The organism is Streptomyces sp. GL_148 (assembly GCF_057834205.1).
Genome location: NZ_CM174396.1, coordinates 2,952,115 through 2,970,028 on the forward strand (window position 1 = coordinate 2,952,115; position 17,914 = coordinate 2,970,028).

The following is a 17,914-nucleotide window of genomic DNA, read 5'->3' on the forward strand; positions in this document are numbered from 1 at the left end:
CGAAAAGGTGCCCGACGCATCCGCACGAAGCCCGCGGAGCGGTGCCAGGGGCGCATCGCCCAGGTGCCCGGCGGAGCGGGGCCAGGGGCGCGTCGGAAAGGTGGGCGGCGCGTTTAGTAGGGCGCTCGGCGGATCAGGAGGAGGGCCCTGTCGTCGTTGACGTCCTTGGCCACCTTTTCGATGAGGTGCCAGGTCGCGCCCTCCCAGCCGGCGGCGACGTAGCGGTCGGCCTCGCCGGTGAGGCGGTCGATACCTTCGCTGAGGTCCCGGTCGGCGGTTTCGACGAGGCCGTCGGTGAAGAGCATCAGGACGTCGCCGGGGCGGAGGTTGCCGCGGGCGGGGGTGAATTCGGCGCCGTCGTAGACGCCGAGGAGCGGGCCCTCGCCGGTCATCTCCTGCCAGCGGCCGGTGCCGGCGGAGAGCTGGAGGGCGGGGAGGTGGCCGGCGGAGAGGAGTTCGTAGTCGCCGGTCTCCAGGTCCAGGACGAGGTGGATGGAGGTGGCGAAGCCCTCGTCCCAGTCCTGGCGGAGCAGGTAACCGTTGGCGGCGGGCAGGAAGCCGTGCGGGGGGAGCGCGCCCAGGAGGCCGCCGAAGGCTCCTGAGAGGAGGAGGGCTCGGGAGCCCGCTTCCATGCCCTTGCCGGAGACGTCGGTGAGGACGATCTCCAGGGTGCGGCCGCCGTTCGTGCGGGCGGCGACGACGAAGTCGCCGGAGAAGGACTGGCCCCCGGCCGGGCGCAGGGCCATCTCCCGGTGCCACCCTCGCGGCAGGGCGGGCAGCTTGCTCTGGACCCGGATGCGTTCGCGCAGGTCGAAGAGCATGGTGCCGCCGCGCCGCCAGGGCACGCCGACGCGGCTGCGGAACTGGGCGATGACCAGGCCGAAGAACCCGCAGGCCGCGACGACGAGGACGGTGCCGGGAGTGACCCGCGCCGGGCCCTGGGTGTACGGGCCGAGGACGAGGGCCTCGACGATGAGCGCGGCCGCGGAGGCCCCGTACAGGGCGAGCAGGCTGGCGGGGCGCAGCAGCAGGCCGCCGGCCACGATGGGCAGGACGAGGGCTGCGGGCGAGAACCACACGGGCAGCATCAGCGTGCCGCAGGCGATGGCCGGGATGGTCAGGATCAGGCCGCCGAAGGCCAGCCAGTCGGAGGCGTCGCCGCGGAAGTAGTCGACGGCGGATTTGCGCAGCGCCGTGCGCGCCCGGTGCCACATCATGCGGGTCCGGGCCAGGAGGGACTCCACGTGTGCTCCGGCCATTGCTTCGGGACCCTATCCATCCTGGCTGTGCGCGCGCAGGGGTACCCCCTGAGATGGGCCCATCGGCAACCGAAAAGAGATCGACCGGAGACGGATTGCCTTGATAGGGATGGCCGTATGGCTCTTGAGACGCGCGTGTTGCAGGCCTCTGAGTGGGACGTCTGGTACGACCAGCTGGAACTGGCGTTCGGCGGAGTGCCCGAATCTCCCGAGGAGCGGGAGCTCTACAGGTCGTTGACGGAGACGGAGCGGTCCCTCGGTATCTGGGACGGCGGCACCTGCGTAGGCACGGCGGGGGCCTTCTCCTTCCGGCTCTCGGTGCCGGGCGGAGCGCTCGTTCCCGCCGCCGGGGTCACGATGGTGGGGGTCTCCCCCACGCACCGCAGGCGGGGTGTGCTGACCTCGCTGATGCGCCGCCAGTTGGACGAGGTCCGGGCGGGTGGTGAACAGATCGCCGTGCTGACGGCCTCGGACCCGGCGATCTACGGGCGCTTCGGCTACGGCACCGCCGCGTACTCGATGTCCGTGGAGATCGACACGACCCGCGTGCGGCTCTCCGTGCCGCCGGGGACCGACGACGTACGGCTGCGGCTGGTCGATCCGCAGAAGGCGCTGGCCGACTGCGAGCGGGTCTACGCGGCGCTGGTCGCGGGCCGTCCCGGGATGCCGGCCCGGCAGCCGGGCTGGGAGCTGCAGGCGCTGCTCGACCCGGAGTCGATGAGGAACGGCGCCTCCCCCCTGAAGTGCGTGGTCGCCGAGCGGGCGGACGGCGAGGTGGTCGGGTACGCCCGCTACCGGGTTAAGCCCGAGTGGGACCTGACCGGCTCGGACGGCCGGGTGGACGTGGCGGACCTCGACGCGCTCGACCCGGCGGCGTACGCGGCGCTGTGGCGTTACGTGTTCTCCATCGACCTGACCTGGACCGTACGGGCCTTCAAGCGGCCGGCGGACGATGCGCTGCTGCACCTGGTCACCGATGTCCGCCGGACGCAGGTGCGGCTGCGCGACTCGATGCACGTACGGCTCGTGGACCTGCCGGCGGCGCTGGCCGCGCGGGCCTACGGGGCTCCGCTGGACGTGGTGCTGGAGGTCGAGGACGCGTTCTGCCCGTGGAACGCGGGGCGCTGGCGGCTGGCCGTCGGCGCGGACGGGGCCGCGGTCTGCACCCGGACGGAGGCCCCGGCCGACCTGGAGCTGCCGGTACGGGAGCTCGGCGCGGCGTACCTGGGCGGCGTCACCCTGAACTCGCTGGCCGCGGCCGGCCTGGTGCGCGAGGTGCGGCCGGGCGCGCTGGCCCGTACCTCCCGCGCCTTCGCGGGAGACGTGGCCCCATGGCTGCCGCACGGCTTCTAGGCCGACCCCGTTATCCGAAAGAGACGGCCTAGCGGCTCTGGCACCCCGGGCACCAGAAGAGGTTGCGGGCGGCGAGACCGGCGGTGCGGATCTCGCCGCCGCAGATGTGGCAGGGCATGTTCGCCCTGCGGTAGACGTACACCTCGCCGCCGTGGTCGTCCACCCTCGGCGGGCGGCCCATGGCTTCGGGCAGGTGCTCGTCGCGGACGGTGTCGATGCGGTTGTTGCGCACGCCCTCGCGCATCAGCAGGACGAGGTCGGCCCAGATCGCGTCCCATTCGCGGCGGGTCAGGTCCTTGCCCGCGCGGTAGGGGTCGATGCCGTGCCGGAAGAGGACCTCGGCACGGTAGACGTTGCCGACGCCCGAGACGATCTTCTGGTCCATGAGCAGGGCGGCCACGGTGGTGCGGGAGCGGGAGATCCGGGCCCAGGCGGTGTCCGGGTCGTCGCCGCCCCGCAGGGGGTCCGGGCCGAGCCGGTCGCTTATCGCCCGCTTCTCCTCGTCCGTGATCCACGCGCACGTGGTCGGGCCGCGCAGGTCGGAGAAGTAGTCGTCGTTGGCGATCCGCAGCCGGACCGTGTCGGTGGCCGGCGGGGCCGGCGCGGGGCCGATCGCGTACTTGCCGAAGAGCCCGAGGTGGATGTGGACCCAGCCGCTCTCCTTGAATCCCAGGAAGAGGTGCTTTCCGTGGGCGTCGACGCCGTCCAGGATCCGTCCGTCGAGCAGGGCCGCGCTCTCGGCGAACCGGCCCTGGGGGCTGCTGACGGCTACCTCCCATCCGGCGAACCGGTGGAGGTGGTCCTCGGCGAGGCGGTGGATCGTATGCCCCTCGGGCACGGCGGTACTCCTCGGCAAGCGGCGGGAAAAGAAAAACCGGCCGCGCCGCCCCGGAGGGCGCCGCGGCCGGAAGCGGGATCAGCCCTGCGGGTGGTGGGCCGGGATCGGGGGGAGCTCGCCGGTGGTCTCGTAGGCGGAGAGCATGTCGATCCGGCGGGTGTGGCGCTCCTCGTCGGAGTACGGGGTCTTCAGGAACGCGTCGATGAAGCTGACGACCTCGTCCTGGGTGTGCATCCGGCCGCCGACGGAGATGACGTTGGCGTTGTTGTGCTCACGGCCGAGCTCCGCGGTCTGGACGCTCCACGCGAGGATGGCGCGGATGCCCTTGACCTTGTTCGCGGCGATCTGCTCGCCGTTGCCGGAGCCACCGATCACGATGCCGAGGGAGTCTGCGTCCGCGGCGGTCTTCTCCGCTGCCCGCAGGCAGAACGGCGGGTAGTCGTCCACCGCGTCGTAGATGTGGGGCCCGCAGTCGACGGGCTCGTGGCCGTTGTTCTTGAGCCAGTCCACCAGGTGGTTCTTGAGCTCAAAGCCGGCATGGTCGGATCCGAGGTACACGCGCATGGTCCGAGTGTGGCACGAGCCGGGCCGGGGACCCGCCGCGGGGTGTCGCGTAAGTCACTTCTAAAGCTCAAGTAAACCCAAAGAACGCAGATGGGACACCGCGGGACCTAGGTCCTGGACGTTCGCCCCGAAGCAACGATCCGGATTGGGGTCTTCCGCCCTGCGTTCATCTCAGGTTTGAATGCCGGGGCTCGACACCCGAGAACCTAAGGATCCGTTCATGAGTTCCACGACGACCCTTCAGAAGGAAGGCGCGCCCACCGGCAATCCCGGTGACGGCCAGCCCTCCGACGGCCTGAAGGCCGGTCTCAAGAACCGCCACCTGTCCATGATCGCCATCGGCGGTGTCATCGGCGCCGGGCTCTTCGTCGGCTCCGGCGGCGGTATCGCCAAGGCCGGTCCCGCCATCCTGCTGTCCTACGCGCTGGTCGGCGCGATGGTCGTCTTCGTCATGCGGATGCTGGGCGAGATGGCCGCCGCCAGCCCGAACTCCGGCTCCTTCTCGGCCTACGCCGACCGGGCGCTCGGCCGCTGGGCCGGTTTCTCCATCGGCTGGCTGTACTGGTTCTTCTGGGTCGTCGTGCTCGCGGTGGAGGCCACCGCCGGCGCGGTGATCCTCGAAGGCTGGGTGCCGGCCGTCCCGCAGTGGGCCTGGGCGCTGATCGTGATGGCGGTGCTGACGGTCACCAACCTCGGCTCGGTCGCCTCGTACGGCGAGTTCGAGTTCTGGTTCGCCGGCATCAAGGTGGTCGCCATCGGCGGCTTCGTGATCGTCGGCATGCTGGCCGTCTTCGGCGTGCTGCCGGGCTCGGACAACCCGGGTGCGGGCTTCGCCCACCTCACCGATACGGGCGGCTTCATGCCGAACGGCTGGGGCTCGGTCCTCACTGGTGTGCTGATGGTCGTCTTCTCCTTCATGGGCAGCGAGATCGTCACGCTGGCCGCCGGCGAGTCCGAGGACCCGCGGCGCGCGGTCACCAAGGCCACCAACTCGGTGATCTGGCGGATCGGCGTCTTCTACTTGGGCTCGATCTTCATCGTGCTGACCCTGCTGCCGTGGAACGACGCGTCGATCGTGGAGAAGGGCTCGTACGTCGCCGCCCTGGACTCGATCGGCATCGCGCACGCCGGCCAGATCATGAACGTGATCGTCCTGACGGCCGTGCTGTCCTGCCTGAACTCGGGCCTGTACACCGCCTCCCGCATGGCCTTCTCGCTGGGCGAGCGCGGTGACGCGCCCAAGGCCCTCGCCAAGGTGAACAAGAGGGGCGTGCCGATGGCCGCCATCCTCGGCTCGGTCGTCTTCGGCTTCGCCGCCGTCTACTTCAACTACGCCTTCAAGGACACGGTCTTCAGCTTCCTGCTGAACGCCTCGGGTGCGATCGCGCTGTTCGTGTGGCTGGTCATCTGCCTGACCCAGCTGCGGATGCGCGGGATCCTCATGCGCGAGGCCCCGGAGAAGGTGACGGTGAAGATGTGGTTCTTCCCGTACCTGACCTGGGCCACCGCCGCGATGATCACCTTCGTCCTCGGTTACATGGTCTACGACAAGGACAACCGCGAGACCGTCCTGCTGTCGCTGCTGGTCGCGGCCGTGGTGATCGCGATCGGCGTGGCACGCCAGCTCCGCCGCAAGGCCGCCCCGAAGGCCTCCGCGTAGCACCTCCGTAGTACCTCCCAAGACGACGGAAGCCCCGGACCGCACTTCGCGGTCCGGGGCTTCCGTGTGGAGTACGAGCGCTCAGGCCCGGCCGAGGAGCTTCCAGGCGGCCGGCAGCAGGCCCATCGCCAGCGCCGCCTTGAGCGCGTCGCCGATCAGGAACGGGGTCAGACCGCCCGCGACGGCCGCACCGAAGGACATCCCGGTGGCCAGTGCGAGGTACGGGACGCCGACGGCATAGACGAGTCCGGAGCCCAGCACCATCGCGCCCGCCGTACGAAGGACCGAGCGGTCGGCGCCGCGCCGCGCGAGGGCGCCCACGACCGTGGAGGCCAGGAGCATGCCGAGGACGTACCCGAAGGTCGCGCCGCCCGCGCCGGAAGAGCCGCCCGCGAACCACGGCACGCCGGCCATGCCGACCAGGGTGTAGAGGGCCAGGGAGAGGAAGCCCCGTCCGGCGCCCAGCGCGGTGCCCACGAGCAGCGCGGCGAAGGTCTATCCGGTGATCGGAGCGGCCAGGCCGTCGACGTGGACGGCGATCTGCGCGGCCAGACCGGTGAGCGCGGCTCCGCCGGCCACGAGCGCGATGTCGCGGACGCGGCTCGCGGGCAGCAGGTCGGCGAGGACGGCGCCGGGCCGGAAGGAGACGGAAGCAGTGCTCATCGGAGACTCCGCGGGAGGTGGGGTCGACAGGGACGATCACCGACGTTAGTGCCGGGTCCGGGGCCCCATCAGGGTGGCCCGGGACAAAGCCGTACTCCCCGGTTTGGTGGGGAGTACACAAAGACCCCGTTCAGCGCCCCAGCGGGAGTGATCCGCATCACGGGCAATGACAGCTGACACGTCCGTTTTGCGCGGATGGGCGCTCTCCGGAGAGACTGTAGGGTCCCTCCAACTGTCGCGGAGCCCCCACCGCCGCCAGGCCATCAGAGAGTACGAGCACCCCTCATGCGCGACCTGCCGCCCGCCCCTCCCGGCACCACGGACGAGCTCCCGGACGAGCTCCCGCCCGAGCCCCTGAGCCACAGCCTCAAACAGCGCCACCTGACCATGCTGGGCCTCGGCGGCGTGATCGGCGCCGGGCTGTTCGTCGGCTCCGGAGCCGGCATCACCATCGCCGGTCCCGCGATCATCTGCTCGTACCTGCTCGCGGGCATCCTCGCGATGCTGGTGATGCGGGCGCTCGGTGAGATGTCGGCGGCGATGCCCGCCTCCGGCTCCTTCTCCGTCTACGCGGAGAAGGCGCTCGGCCGTTGGGCCGGTTTCTCGGCCGGCTGGCTGTACTGGTTCCTGCTGGTCGTGGTGCTGGCCGTGGAGGCGACCGCCGCGGCGAAGATCGCGAACGGCTGGCTGCCCTCGGTGGACCAGTGGGTCTGGGTGCTCCTCTTCATGGTGGTCTTCACCGTGAGCAACCTGGCCGCCGTGCGGAACTTCGGCGAGTTCGAGTTCTGGTTCGCGGCCCTCAAGGTCGGCGCGATCGTGCTGTTCCTGATCCTCGGCACGCTCGCCGTCTTCGGCCTGCTCCCCACGGCGTCCAATTCCTCCGGCGATCCGGTCGGCATGGCCAACCTGACCGGCCAGGGCGGCTTCTTCCCGAACGGCGCCGGCGGCGTGGTCGCCGGCATGCTGGCCGTCGTCTTCGCCTTCGGCGGCCTGGAGGTCGTCACCATCGCGGCCGCCGAGTCGGACGACCCGGCCAGGTCCGTGTCCCGCGCGGTGCGCAGCGCCGTGTGGCGCATCCTCTTCTTCTACGTCGGCTCGATGCTGGTCATCGTGACCCTGCTGCCGTGGGACTCGCTGACGCCGGGCCAGAGCCCCTACGTGGCCGTCCTCGACTCGATCGGCATCGCGCACGCAGGCCAGATCATGGACGTCGTCATCTTCGTGGCCCTGCTCTCGGCGCTCAACGCGAACCTGTACGGGTCCTCGCGCATGGTGTTCTCACTGGCGGAGCGGGGCGAGGCGCCGACGTCGCTGCTGAAGGTGTCGGGCGGCGGGGTGCCGCGCCGGGCGGTCTTCGCGTCGGTGGCCTTCGGGTTCGTCTCGGTGGTGCTGAACCTGCTGTGGCCGGACACCATCTTCCTCTACATGCTCAACGCGGTCGGCGCGGTGCTGATCTTCGTGTGGATCCTGATCGCGGTCTCGCAGCTGAAGCTGCGGGCGAAGATCGAGCGGGACATGCCGGAGCGGCTGACGCTGCCGATGTGGCTGTTCCCGTACGCGACGTGGGCGGCGCTGATCGGGATGGCCGCGGTGCTGGTCCTGATGCTGTTCGACGATTCGGCGCGGCCGCAGCTGCTGTGGTCCTCGGGGGCCGCGGCCGCCGTGCTGCTGGTGGCGTGGATCCGGGAGATCCGGGAAGCCCGGGCGCGCGAAGCCGCGTAGCACTCCGCCGGACGCAGGCCGCGAAGGCCGGGCCCATGCGAGCGCATGGGCCCGGCCTTCGGCGTTCCCGAGGTCCGTCCAAGTGAGGTGACCCTTATGAGGATCAAGGAATAGATACTGCTAGCGTGCAGTTGCGCATTGATTGCAATAAGCAGTTGGCACGCCGAGGGGACCGGACACACGCATGGCCATTTACACGCTTCCTGAGCTTCCTTACGACTACGCGGCTCTTGAGCCGGTGATCAACCCGCAGATCATCGAGCTGCACCACGACAAGCACCACGCGGCCTACGTCACGGGCGCCAACAACACGCTGGAGCAGCTGGAGGAGGCGCGCGACAAGGAGAACTGGGGCGCGCTGAACGGCCTGGAGAAGAATCTCGCCTTTCACCTCTCCGGCCACATCCTGCACAGCATCTACTGGCACAACATGGCCAGCCCGAAGACCGGCGAGGGCGGCGGCGAGCCCACGGCGGCCGACGGTCTGGGCGACCTCGCCGACGCGATCACCGAGTCCTTCGGCTCCTTCTCGAAGTTCAGGAAGCAGCTGACCTTCGCGTCGTCCGCGACCCAGGGCTCCGGCTGGGGCGTGCTCGCGTACGAGCCCGTCAGCGGCCGTCTGATCGTCGAGCAGATCTACGACCACCAGGGCAACGTCGGCGTGGCCAGCACCCCGGTCCTGGTGTTCGACGCCTGGGAGCACGCCTTCTACCTTCAGTACAAGAACCAGAAGGTGGACTTCATCGAGGCGATGTGGAACGTCGTCAACTGGCAGGACGTGGCGAGGCGCTACGCCGACGCCAAAGCGAACACCCCGCTGCTGATCCCCGCCAAGGGCTGATCAGCACCACCCAGCCCGTCCGACTCGTGATCGTCTTCTCAACCTTCACTCGCGGGCGTGTCCACCAGAAGGCCCCCGTGAGGACGTGACTCGCGGGGGCCTTCTGCGCTTCCCGCGGCGTCCGTGGCGTCGACGAGCCCGTCCACCTCGCCGACCACCGTGAACTCCCGCGCCAGCCCGGTCTCGTGCAGCCGCGCGAACGGAGTGAAGGGGATGCCGAACTCCGACTCCCCGCGGTCGAAGTTCCAGCTCTTGTGCACCTGGTACCGGTAATCGCTCACCACAGAGCCGTCCCCGTGGACCCGTACCGTGCCGCTGATCCGGTACTGGGCGCCGCGCAGCGCCAGCCACCAGTCCGCGCTGCCCCCCTCGCGGGCGCGCCGGGTGATCAGCACCCCGCGCCAGCCGCTGTCCGCCGCGTACGCTCCGGGCTCGCCGAGCGCCCGCGCGGCCTCCCGCCACTCGACCAGGCGCCGGTCCACGTCCTCCCGTACGGCGGGCACCGCGAGCAGGGCACGCGCGTCGGCCCGGTACGGGCGTCCCGTGCCCCGGAGGTAGTGGCGCAGGGTGCCGGCGGCCTGACGGACCCCGAGGGCCGCCCACAGCGGGGGCACCGCTACGCAAGCTGCCCGCAGCACCCGGTCTCGGGGGCGTGCGGGCAGACTGGCGTGCTCGGCGTTGTCGTTCGCTATCGCGGGCTCCGCCCGGCCGCCGCTGCGGCCGATCGGTTCCTCGCGGATGCTCTCGTGCGTCGAGCTGGTCCCCATACCGGGACGTTAAAGGAGGACGACGGCGCCCGCCTCCCGGGAAGAGTCCTCCAGAAGTAAACGGGGGCGGGGAAGTCGGCACGGCCCGTGTTGAGGCTGGTAATGCTGGATGGTGGCCTCGAGCCGTGGCGCTACCTACCAAGAGTCGCCAACCCCTCACTTACCGTGCTGGTGGTCGGTTAATCTGTGACGGGGGTGACAGCGGTGCGGACTGTTCAGACGCGCAGGTTCCGGGGGAAGAACAAGGCTCCGAGGTGGAAGAAGCCTGACGACGGGCAGGTGTCGGTGATGGTGCTGCCGCTGGCCGTCACCGATCCCGCCGACCTGGCCCGGTTAGGGAAGCTGTTCGGTTCCATGTGGTCGATCAAGCGTGCCGTCCAGGGTGATGCCCGCGCCAGGGTCGATGCCTACTGGGCCGCGGAGCGCGAGCGCGATGAGCACGGCGCGAAGACGGTCCGGCAGCGCCTCGGCCTGTCCCGTGAGGCCCTGGAGCGCTGCGCGTACAAACACCTCGAAGCGTCCGGGCACTTGAAGCATCACGTCTCGAAGGCCCTGGCCATGCACATGGCCGATGAGGTGTGGAACGGCGTCCAGCGCCACCTGTTCGCCGACGCCACCGGCAAGCGGCACGGCCGTCCGAAGACGGGCCACTGGCACGACTTCACCCGCATCCCCGGCCGCGCCCGTTCCCACACCGCCGACCGCAAGTGGGAGACCTTCCGCCTGGCCGGCACCCTCCATGGTCAGGTCATGGCCTATACCGATGGCGGTCGGCACACCCTGATGCAGCCGCGCCGGATGCAAGTGCCGGCGGCGCCGTCCGGCACCGTGCCCACGGGCAAGACGACCGCGTTCGGCGAGCCGGGCACGCGGAAAGCGACCTGGTGGGACCACACCGGCCCGCTCGCCGTGGTGTTCGCAGGCGGCCCCGAATCCGGCCGCGGTGACCTCGTACTGCCCGTGCGTATCCCTCAGCGGCCCGGCCAGTGGGCGCGTGTCGAATACTTCCTGGCCAACCCCGGCCGCTGGCACAAGGTGGACCTCGTGCGCTGCCGGAAGGCGTCCGCGCCGTGCGGCTGGGTGTACGAGGCGCATCTGATGATCCTCGGCCCCGGCTACACCTCCCCAGCCGTGCGGGCCATGCGCGAGCAGGCCGCCGCCCTGGACCGGATCGGCGGCGTGGACGGAAACGTCTCCAACCTCTCCGTCGTCTCCCTGCCCGCCAGCCTGGACCCCGTCTACGGCAGGCTGCAGTCCACCGAGATCACGTTCAGCCCCGGGGAACGAGCGCTGCTGGCGCGGGAAGCAAAGAAGCGGCGCGGTCGTGCGCGGGCTTTGGAGCGCTCCCGCCGGGCCACGAACACCTCGCAGTACGGACTGTCGAAGAAGCAGGCCCGACGCGCCGGGCGCCGGGCGGCCGAGGGCCTGACGTCCAAGACCGTCACCGTTCCCGGTGGTGCCCGCGCTGCCCGCGTCGATGGGGTGCCGAAGCAGGCGTTCCGCCGCGACCGGCTGTCGGTGAACTACCGGGAACAGCGCGCCCGCCAGGCCGAACACGCCTCGTCGATGGCAGAGCACCGCCGCTTCCGTGCCCGCCAGGTCGCCCGGCAGATCATCGCCGCCCACGGTCCCACGCTGGTGGTGGAGGACTGTGACATCCGCACCTGGTACCGGCTGTGGGGCAAGCGCCTCTCCCAGACCACCCCCGGCTTGCTCATCTCAGCACTTGACCGTGAATGCCAGGCTGCGGGCGGGCGGCTCGTACGGGCCTCCACATGGTCCACCGCGCTGTCACAGCACTGCCTGTGCGGCGAGCGCGTTTCCAAGACGCTGCGGGACCGGGAGCACAACTGCACCGCCTGCGGCCTCACCGGGAAGCGGGACCTCGTATCCGCCGCCCTCGCACTGTTCGTCCGCTTCACCGACGTGGACGACCCCAAGACCGCACATCTGGACACCACCGCGTCCCGGAACGCACAGATCACCTTCGCAGAAGGGCTGGAAGAAGCCCTGCGGGAGTCAACCACACCGTGCCAGACCACCGCTCGCGGTGCTGGTCGCGTGGCAGTGCCACGGCAACGCCGTGGGACCTCTGCTCCCCGAACCGCCGGACGGCGGGACCGAGCGACCCCGGATGAGCCACGCCCCAAGCGTGACCACGCCGGAAAGCCCGGACCCCGCCCCGGCCGCAACCCGCAGCTCACCCTCTGGTGAACTACGGACCAAGTCTTAGTCGAAGATCGGGCCCTGTGTACGGGTGCGCTTGATCTCGTAGAAGCCGGGGGTGGAGGCGACGAGCAGGGTGCCGTCCCAGAGGCGGGCCGCGGCCTCGCCGCGCGGGGCGGGGGTGACGACCGGGCCGAAGAAGGCGACCTCTTCGCCGTCGGCGCCGGGCACGGAGATGACCGGGGTGCCGACCTCCTGGCCGACACGGTTGATGCCGTCGTTGTGGGAGTCGCGCAGGACCTCGTCGTACTCGTCGGAGTCCGCGTAGTGGATCAGCTCGGCGGGCAGGCCCACCTCGTTCAGGGCGTCGGCGATCGCCTCGCGGGTCGCGCCCCGGTCCTCGTTGTGGAAGCGGGTGCCGAGGGCGGTGTAGAGCTTGCCGGTGATCTCGTCGCCGAACTTCTGCTGGGCGGCGACGACCACGCGCACGGGGGCCCAGCCCTTGGGGCCGAGCAGTTCGCGGTAGCGCTCGGGCAGTTCGTCGAGCTTGTTCTCGTTCAGGACCGCGAGGCTCATCACGTGCCAGCGGACCTCTACGTCACGGACCTTCTCGACCTCCAGCATCCAGCGGGACGTCATCCAGGCCCAGGGGCAGAGCGGGTCGAACCAGAAGTCGACAGCGGTCTTCTCGCGCACCTGGGTATCAGCCATGTCTCTCCTCAGATCGGAACGTTCCTCCCTGCCCAACCGCTCCGACCGCACACGCATTCCCCCGTGGGAGGATTCGGTCAGGTATCGCGATCACGCACGAAGGAGTGCACGTGCCCGGAGAGAATCTGTCCCGTGACGAGGCCCGCGAGCGGGCCGAGCTGCTGTCCGTCGACGGGTACGAGGTGGTCCTCGACTTGAGGTCCGCGGTGGACGAGGCCGAACCGGCCGAAGGCCCAAGGACCTTCCGCTCGGTGACCACCGTCCGCTTCCGCGCCGCCGCACCGGGAGCCGCGAGCTTCGCGGACCTCATCGCGCCCTCGGTGAACAGCGTGACCCTCAACGGGCGCGAGCTGGACCCGGCCGTCGTCTTCGACGGCGCGCGGATCGCCCTGGACGGGCTGGCCTCCGAGAACGTGCTCGTGGTCGACGCCGACTGCGCGTACAGCCGGACCGGCGAGGGCATGCACCGCTTCGTGGACCCGGAGGACGGCGAGGTCTACCTCTACACCCAGTACGAGCCGGCCGACGCCCGGCGGGTGTACGCGAACTTCGAGCAGCCCGACCTCAAGGCCCCGTACCGCTTCGAGGTGACCGCGCCCGAGGGCTGGCAGGTCTGGAGCAACGGAGTCGAGGAGTCCCGCGAGGGGCAGACGCGGCGCTTCGCCGAGACCGCGCCGATCTCCACGTACATCACCTGCGTGGTGGCGGGGCCGTACCACTACGTCACGGACTCCTACACGCGCGGGGACCTGACGATCCCGCTCGGCGCGATGTGCCGCAAGGGGCTCGCGAAGCACTTCGACGCGGACGAGATCTTCCTCACGACGAAGCAGGGCTTCGACCTCTTCCACGAGATCTTCGACTACCCGTACCCCTTCGGGAAGTACGACCAGGCCTTCGTGCCGGAGTACAACCTGGGCGCGATGGAGAACCCGGGGATGGTGACCTTCCGGGAGGAGTACATCTTCCGCGGGAAGGTCACGCAGGCCTCGTACGAGCGGCGCTCGAACACGATCCTGCACGAGATGGCGCACATGTGGTTCGGCGACCTGGTCACCATGAAGTGGTGGGACGACCTGTGGCTGAAGGAGTCCTTCGCGGACTTCATGGGCTCCTTCGCGCTGGTCGAGGCCACCCGCTTCGACCAGGCGTGGGTCACCTTCGCCAACAGCCGCAAGGCGTGGGCCTACCGGGCCGACCAGCTGCCGTCCACCCACCCGGTCACGGCCGACATCCGTGACCTGGAGGACGCGAAGCTGAACTTCGACGGCATCACCTACGCCAAGGGCGCGGCGGTGCTCAAGCAGCTCGTGGCGTACGTGGGACGGGACGCCTTCCTGGAGGGCGCGCGGCGCTACTTCAAGGCGAACGCCTACGGGAACACCACCCTGGACGACCTGCTGTCGGTGCTCGCGGAGGTGTCCGGGCGGGACATGGCCGAGTGGTCGCGGGCCTGGCTGCAGACGGCCGGCGTTAACGCGCTGACCCCGGTGGTGACCTGCGACGCGGGCGGCCGGGTGACCGAGCTGGCGGTGGTCCAGGACGGCGACGAGCTGCGCCCGCACCGGGTCGCGGTGGGCCTGTACCGGCTGGACCCGGACGGCGCGCTGGTGCGCTACGCGCGGGCCGAGGCGGACGTGGCGGGGGCCCGGACGGTCGTCGGCGAGCTGGCGGGGCAGGAGAAGCCCGCGCTGGTGCTCGTCAACGACGAGGACCTGACGTACTGCAAGATCCGCTTCGACGAGGCGTCGCTGGCCGCGCTGCGCTCGCACCTGGGCTCGGTGGCGGACCCGCTGAGCCGCGCGCTGTGCTGGTCGGCGCTGTGGAACCTGACGCGCGACGGGCTGATGCCGGCGCGGGACTTCATCTCGCTCGTACTGGCCCACGCGGGCCGGGAGACGGACGTCGGCGTCCTGCAGATGCTGCACGCGCAGGCACTGACCGCGGTCACCCACTACGCGGCGCCCGACTGGCGGGAGCAGGGCGGCAAGGTCCTGGCGGCGTGTGCGCTGCAGGAACTGCGGTTCGCGGAGCCGGGGTCGGAGCACCAGCTCACCTGGGCCCGCTTCTTCGCGGCGGGCGCGGCGACCGAGGGCGACTTCCAGCTGCTGCTGGGGCTGCTGGAGGGATCGGCGCGGATCGACGGGCTGGAGATCGACCAGGAGGTGCGCTGGGACTTCCTGCTGCCGCTGGCCGCGCACGGGGCGATCGGCGAGGAGGTCCTCTCGGCCGAACTGGCGCGGGACGACACGGCGTCGGGCAAGCGGCACCAGGTGCGGTGCCTGGCGGCGCGGCCGTCGGCGGCGGTCAAGGACCAGGCGTGGGCCGCGGTGGTGGAGTCGGACACGCTGTCGAACGCGCTGGTCGAGGCGACGATCGCGGGGATGCAGCAGTCTTCGCAGCGGGGGCTGTTGGCGCCGTACGCGGAGCCCTACTTCGCCGCGATCGAGCGGATCTGGGCCGACCGGTCGATCCAGATCGGCATGGACGTGGTGAAGGGGCTGTACCCGTCGCTCCAGGACTCCCAGGCGACCCTGGACGCCACCGACGCGTGGCTTTCGGCGCACGAGTCGGCCGCGCCGGCGCTGCGACGGCTGGTCCTTGAGGCGCGGGACGACCTGGCGCGGGCGCTGCGGGCGCAGGCCTGCGACGTGGCGGCGGCGGGCTGACCCTGCGGGGCTTCTCCCCGCCCCGCCCTTTCGCCGTGTCCCGGGGCTCCGCCCCGGACCCCGCGCCTCAAACGCCGGCGGGGCTGGAATTGCCCTCCGGGCAATCCAGCCCCGCCAGGCGATTGCGCTGCGCGCACGTCTTGGCTGACGCCAGTCAAAATCCAGCCCCGCCGGCGTTTGAGGCGCGGGGTCTGGGGCGGAGCCCCAGGAAACGGGGCCGGACCGGCGCACTCCATCGGCAGTCGAACGTCCGTACTTTAGCCCCGGCTTGTCCCGATTTGCCGACGGATGTGTAACAGGGGTTAGCAAGGCCATGGCCTGAGGGAATCCCTGCGTCATGAACCACAACGCACCCCTCCCCCTCGCCCACCTCACCGACAACCGCCCCCGCGTGCTGTCGCTGGCCCAGCTCCGCGAGCACGGGGTCACCGCCTCCGACGCCGCCGAGCGGTCCTGGCAGCAGATCCTGCCCGGGGTGTTCCTGCTCCACGCCGGTCCCGCGACCAGCGAGGAGCGGCTGCACGCGGCGCTCCTCTACGCGGGGCGCCGCGGGGACGAGGTCATGATCACCGGGCTGGCCGCCCTCGCGCTGTACCGGTTCTCCTCCGCCCCCGCCCTGCTCGGCCTCCCCCAGATCGACGTGCTCGTCCCCAACACCCGCCGACTGCGCTCCGCCGGACAGGTCCGCATCGTCCGGACGCACACCCCGCCCCGGCCGGCGGAGGTCACCGGGCTGCCCGTCGCCCCCGTGGCCCGCGCCGTCGCCGACGCCGTCGTCCACCTCTCCGACGCCGGTACGGTCCGCCGTCTGCTCAGCGAAGCCGTCCGCGGCGGGCACTGCGAACCGGCCGCCGTGGTGCGGGAGCTGACGGTGGCCCGGCTGCTGAACCGCCCGCACGTGGTGGACGCCGTCGAATCACTGCTCGCCGAGGGCCGGGCCATCGCCGAGGACCGGCTGTACCAGCTCGTACGGGGCTACGAGCTCCCCGAGCCCGTCTGGAACGTGGACCTGCGGCTGCCCGGCGGCCCGCACCTGGGCGGGGTCGACGCGTACTGGCCGGAGCAGGCGGTGGCCGTGGAGATCGACACGCGGGCCCCGCGCCAGGGCGAGGACGAGGAGTGGACGGAGTCCGTCCGCAAGCGGGAGACCCTGGAGCGGTGCGGGGTGACCGTCCTGCACATCACCCCGCGCAAGCTCCGCGACTGGCCCGAGCAGCAGGCCGCGGTCGTACGGACCGCCCTGACGGCGTCCGCCGACCGCGAGCCCGCCGCCTACCTCGTCGTCCTGCCCAGGTGAGGGACCTGCCGCCGGGAGCCCTACCACTGGGGGCCCTACCGCGCAGGCCGCCAAGGCGGCGCGGGCAGCGCCGGATTGGCCGGCGAGTACTCCGGGGCGCTCCACTGAAGCCGCCCCGGGTGCACGCTCTCCACCACCGACTCGACCCGGAAGCGGACCCGCCGCTCCCCGCCCGCCCCGAACTCGGGCTCCGCCCGCCCGCTGAGCTGGAGCAGCGCCCCGCTCTCCCAGTCCGGGAACAGCAGCCCGGCCCGCGGGTCCGCCAGCAGGTTTCCCAGCGTCAGGAACATCGCGTTGCCCGCGTAGTCCGGCCAGGCCAGTTCGGTCGGGGACAGCACCTCGACGAAGCCCGGCATTCCGCCCCGGTGGCTCGCGTCGGCCCCGTCCGCCCCCGCGGAGGTGGCGACGAAGAAGGTGTCGGCGGCGCGGACGGCCCGTTCCTGGTCGGGGGTGAGCGCGTCCCCGCGCCACACGACACCGGCTCCTTCGGCGGCGAGCTGGACAGGCTGCCGCTTCTGGAGGTACTTGGGGCAGTTGGCGAAGACCCGTTCGGCCGCCAGCGCGAACCCGCCGGGGGTCACCTCCAGGGTTCCGCCCAGCCGCATCCGGCGCCGGGTGCGCGGGTCGAGGGAGATGGTCCCGACCCGGGTGCCGGCGGTGGCCAGCGCCTCGGCGAGCGGATCGCCCTCGGGGATCCCGCCCTTGACCGCGATCCGGTCCGGCCCGGTGGCCCGTACGAACCCGGGGGCGCCGGTCAGCAGTGAGGCCCAGAGCCGGCCCCCGGGATCGGCCGCGCCGACGACCAGGTGCGGCTGCAGGCCCAGGAAGGCCGCCGCCACCTCCTTGATGTGCGGGGTGACGGACCGGCCGACGTGCACGGCGTGCTCGCGGACACCGACCCGCTCCTGGACGGCCAGCGAGCCCCAGCGATACCCGGACATTAGAAGAACCCGCAGGTCGGGGCCCCTGTGGTGGGAGCCTCGGCGCCTTCGGCGCCGCTCGGCACGGAGATCTCCAGACGGGTCCCGTCGGGGTCGTGGAAGAAGATCCCGCCCGAGGCCGCCCCTTCGCCGTGGGGGACGACCCCTTCGTAGGCGAAATCGACGCCCAGGCCGCGCAGCCGCTCCTCGTACTCCCTGACCTCCTCGATGGCGTCCGCGGACAGCGCGAGGTGGTGCAGTCCGGCCGCGCCGGGTGCGTAGGCCCCCTCGGCCTGCTGCCACAAGGTGAGCACGAGCTCGCCGTCCTGGCCGAGGAAGGCGAAGCGCCGTTCCTCTTCCTTGCCCTCGCCGAGCAGCTCGAAGCCGAGGCCGTCGCGATAGAAGACGAGCGACCGGGCGAGGTCCGTGACATTGAGGCCCACGTGGCCGGTGCGCAGCTTGCTGATGACGGTCGTCACAACGG

The 17,914-nt window shown here is 71.0% G+C and carries 14 protein-coding genes and 1 pseudogene; 7 read left to right on the top strand and 8 right to left on the bottom strand.

Annotation, left to right across the window (positions count from 1 at the left end; translation table 11 throughout):
- Positions 1-113: 113 nt before the first annotated feature.
- On the bottom strand, positions 114-1,259 hold the full coding sequence (locus tag AC3IYI_RS13620) for a SpoIIE family protein phosphatase (protein ID WP_489410422.1): 1,146 nt from the start codon (positions 1,257-1,259) through the stop codon (positions 114-116).
- Positions 1,260-1,376: 117 nt separating this feature from the next.
- Here AC3IYI_RS13620 and AC3IYI_RS13625 point away from each other — a divergent pair, with 117 nt between their 5' ends.
- Positions 1,377-2,612: a GNAT family N-acetyltransferase gene (locus AC3IYI_RS13625; RefSeq protein ID WP_489410423.1), complete on the top strand. Its 1,236-nt coding sequence runs from the start codon at positions 1,377-1,379 to the stop codon at positions 2,610-2,612.
- 28 nt (positions 2,613-2,640) lie between these two features.
- On the opposite strand, the gene AC3IYI_RS13630 is transcribed toward AC3IYI_RS13625, so the two are convergent.
- Positions 2,641-3,450, bottom strand: coding sequence for an Fpg/Nei family DNA glycosylase (locus AC3IYI_RS13630; protein WP_489410424.1), 810 nt, complete (start codon positions 3,448-3,450; stop codon positions 2,641-2,643).
- A gap of 78 nt (positions 3,451-3,528) precedes the next feature.
- The gene (locus AC3IYI_RS13635; RefSeq protein ID WP_470750401.1) at positions 3,529-4,014 is read right to left on the bottom strand and encodes a ribose-5-phosphate isomerase; all 486 of its coding nucleotides are present in this window, start codon (positions 4,012-4,014) and stop codon (positions 3,529-3,531) included.
- 220 nt (positions 4,015-4,234) lie between these two features.
- Between AC3IYI_RS13635 and AC3IYI_RS13640 the strand changes: the two genes are divergently transcribed.
- On the top strand, positions 4,235-5,674 hold the full coding sequence (locus tag AC3IYI_RS13640; protein ID WP_489410425.1) for an amino acid permease: 1,440 nt from the start codon (positions 4,235-4,237) through the stop codon (positions 5,672-5,674).
- Between the two features lie 81 nt (positions 5,675-5,755).
- Here AC3IYI_RS13640 and AC3IYI_RS13645 read toward each other — a convergent pair.
- Positions 5,756-6,337: pseudogene (locus AC3IYI_RS13645) on the bottom strand (biotin transporter BioY).
- A gap of 285 nt (positions 6,338-6,622) precedes the next feature.
- Here AC3IYI_RS13645 and AC3IYI_RS13650 point away from each other — a divergent pair.
- Together AC3IYI_RS13650 and AC3IYI_RS13655 are read left to right on the top strand one after the other, a co-directional pair.
- Entirely contained in the window at positions 6,623-8,059 is a 1,437-nt protein-coding gene (locus tag AC3IYI_RS13650) for an amino acid permease (protein WP_489410426.1), read from the top strand.
- Between the two features lie 184 nt (positions 8,060-8,243).
- Positions 8,244-8,900: a superoxide dismutase gene (locus tag AC3IYI_RS13655; protein ID WP_489410427.1), complete on the top strand. Its 657-nt coding sequence runs from the start codon at positions 8,244-8,246 to the stop codon at positions 8,898-8,900.
- 38 nt (positions 8,901-8,938) lie between these two features.
- Here AC3IYI_RS13655 and AC3IYI_RS13660 read toward each other — a convergent pair whose 3' ends face one another.
- Positions 8,939-9,667 carry a hypothetical protein gene (locus AC3IYI_RS13660; protein WP_489410428.1) on the bottom strand — a complete coding sequence of 243 codons (729 nt, stop codon included), beginning with the start codon at positions 9,665-9,667 and terminating at the stop codon, positions 8,939-8,941.
- Between the two features lie 204 nt (positions 9,668-9,871).
- On the opposite strand from AC3IYI_RS13660, the gene AC3IYI_RS13665 reads away from it, so the two are divergent.
- Positions 9,872-11,881 (top strand): zinc ribbon domain-containing protein, encoded by a 2,010-nt coding sequence (locus AC3IYI_RS13665; protein ID WP_489410429.1) that lies wholly within the window; start codon positions 9,872-9,874, stop codon positions 11,879-11,881.
- A gap of 15 nt (positions 11,882-11,896) precedes the next feature.
- On the opposite strand, the gene AC3IYI_RS13670 is transcribed toward AC3IYI_RS13665, so the two are convergent.
- Positions 11,897-12,544, bottom strand: coding sequence for a mycothiol-dependent nitroreductase Rv2466c family protein (locus AC3IYI_RS13670; RefSeq protein ID WP_489410430.1), 648 nt, complete (start codon positions 12,542-12,544; stop codon positions 11,897-11,899).
- Between the two features lie 110 nt (positions 12,545-12,654).
- Here AC3IYI_RS13670 and pepN point away from each other — a divergent pair, with 110 nt between their 5' ends.
- Together pepN and AC3IYI_RS13680 are read left to right on the top strand one after the other, a co-directional pair.
- Positions 12,655-15,213: an aminopeptidase N gene (gene pepN / locus AC3IYI_RS13675; protein ID WP_489410431.1), complete on the top strand. Its 2,559-nt coding sequence runs from the start codon at positions 12,655-12,657 to the stop codon at positions 15,211-15,213.
- A 337-nt stretch (positions 15,214-15,550) separates the two neighbouring features.
- Positions 15,551-16,510 carry a hypothetical protein gene (locus AC3IYI_RS13680; protein WP_489410432.1) on the top strand — a complete coding sequence of 320 codons (960 nt, stop codon included), beginning with the start codon at positions 15,551-15,553 and terminating at the stop codon, positions 16,508-16,510.
- A gap of 35 nt (positions 16,511-16,545) precedes the next feature.
- On the opposite strand, the gene AC3IYI_RS13685 is transcribed toward AC3IYI_RS13680, so the two are convergent.
- Positions 16,546-17,451, bottom strand: a complete 906-nt coding sequence (locus tag AC3IYI_RS13685) for a pyridoxamine 5'-phosphate oxidase family protein (RefSeq protein WP_489410433.1) — start codon at positions 17,449-17,451, stop codon at positions 16,546-16,548.
- Complete coding sequence (locus AC3IYI_RS13690; protein ID WP_489410434.1) at positions 17,451-17,909, bottom strand: VOC family protein; 459 nt, start codon at positions 17,907-17,909, stop codon at positions 17,451-17,453. Before AC3IYI_RS13690 ends, AC3IYI_RS13685 begins: the two co-directional genes overlap by 1 nt.
- Between the last annotated feature and the right edge of the window lie 5 nt (positions 17,910-17,914).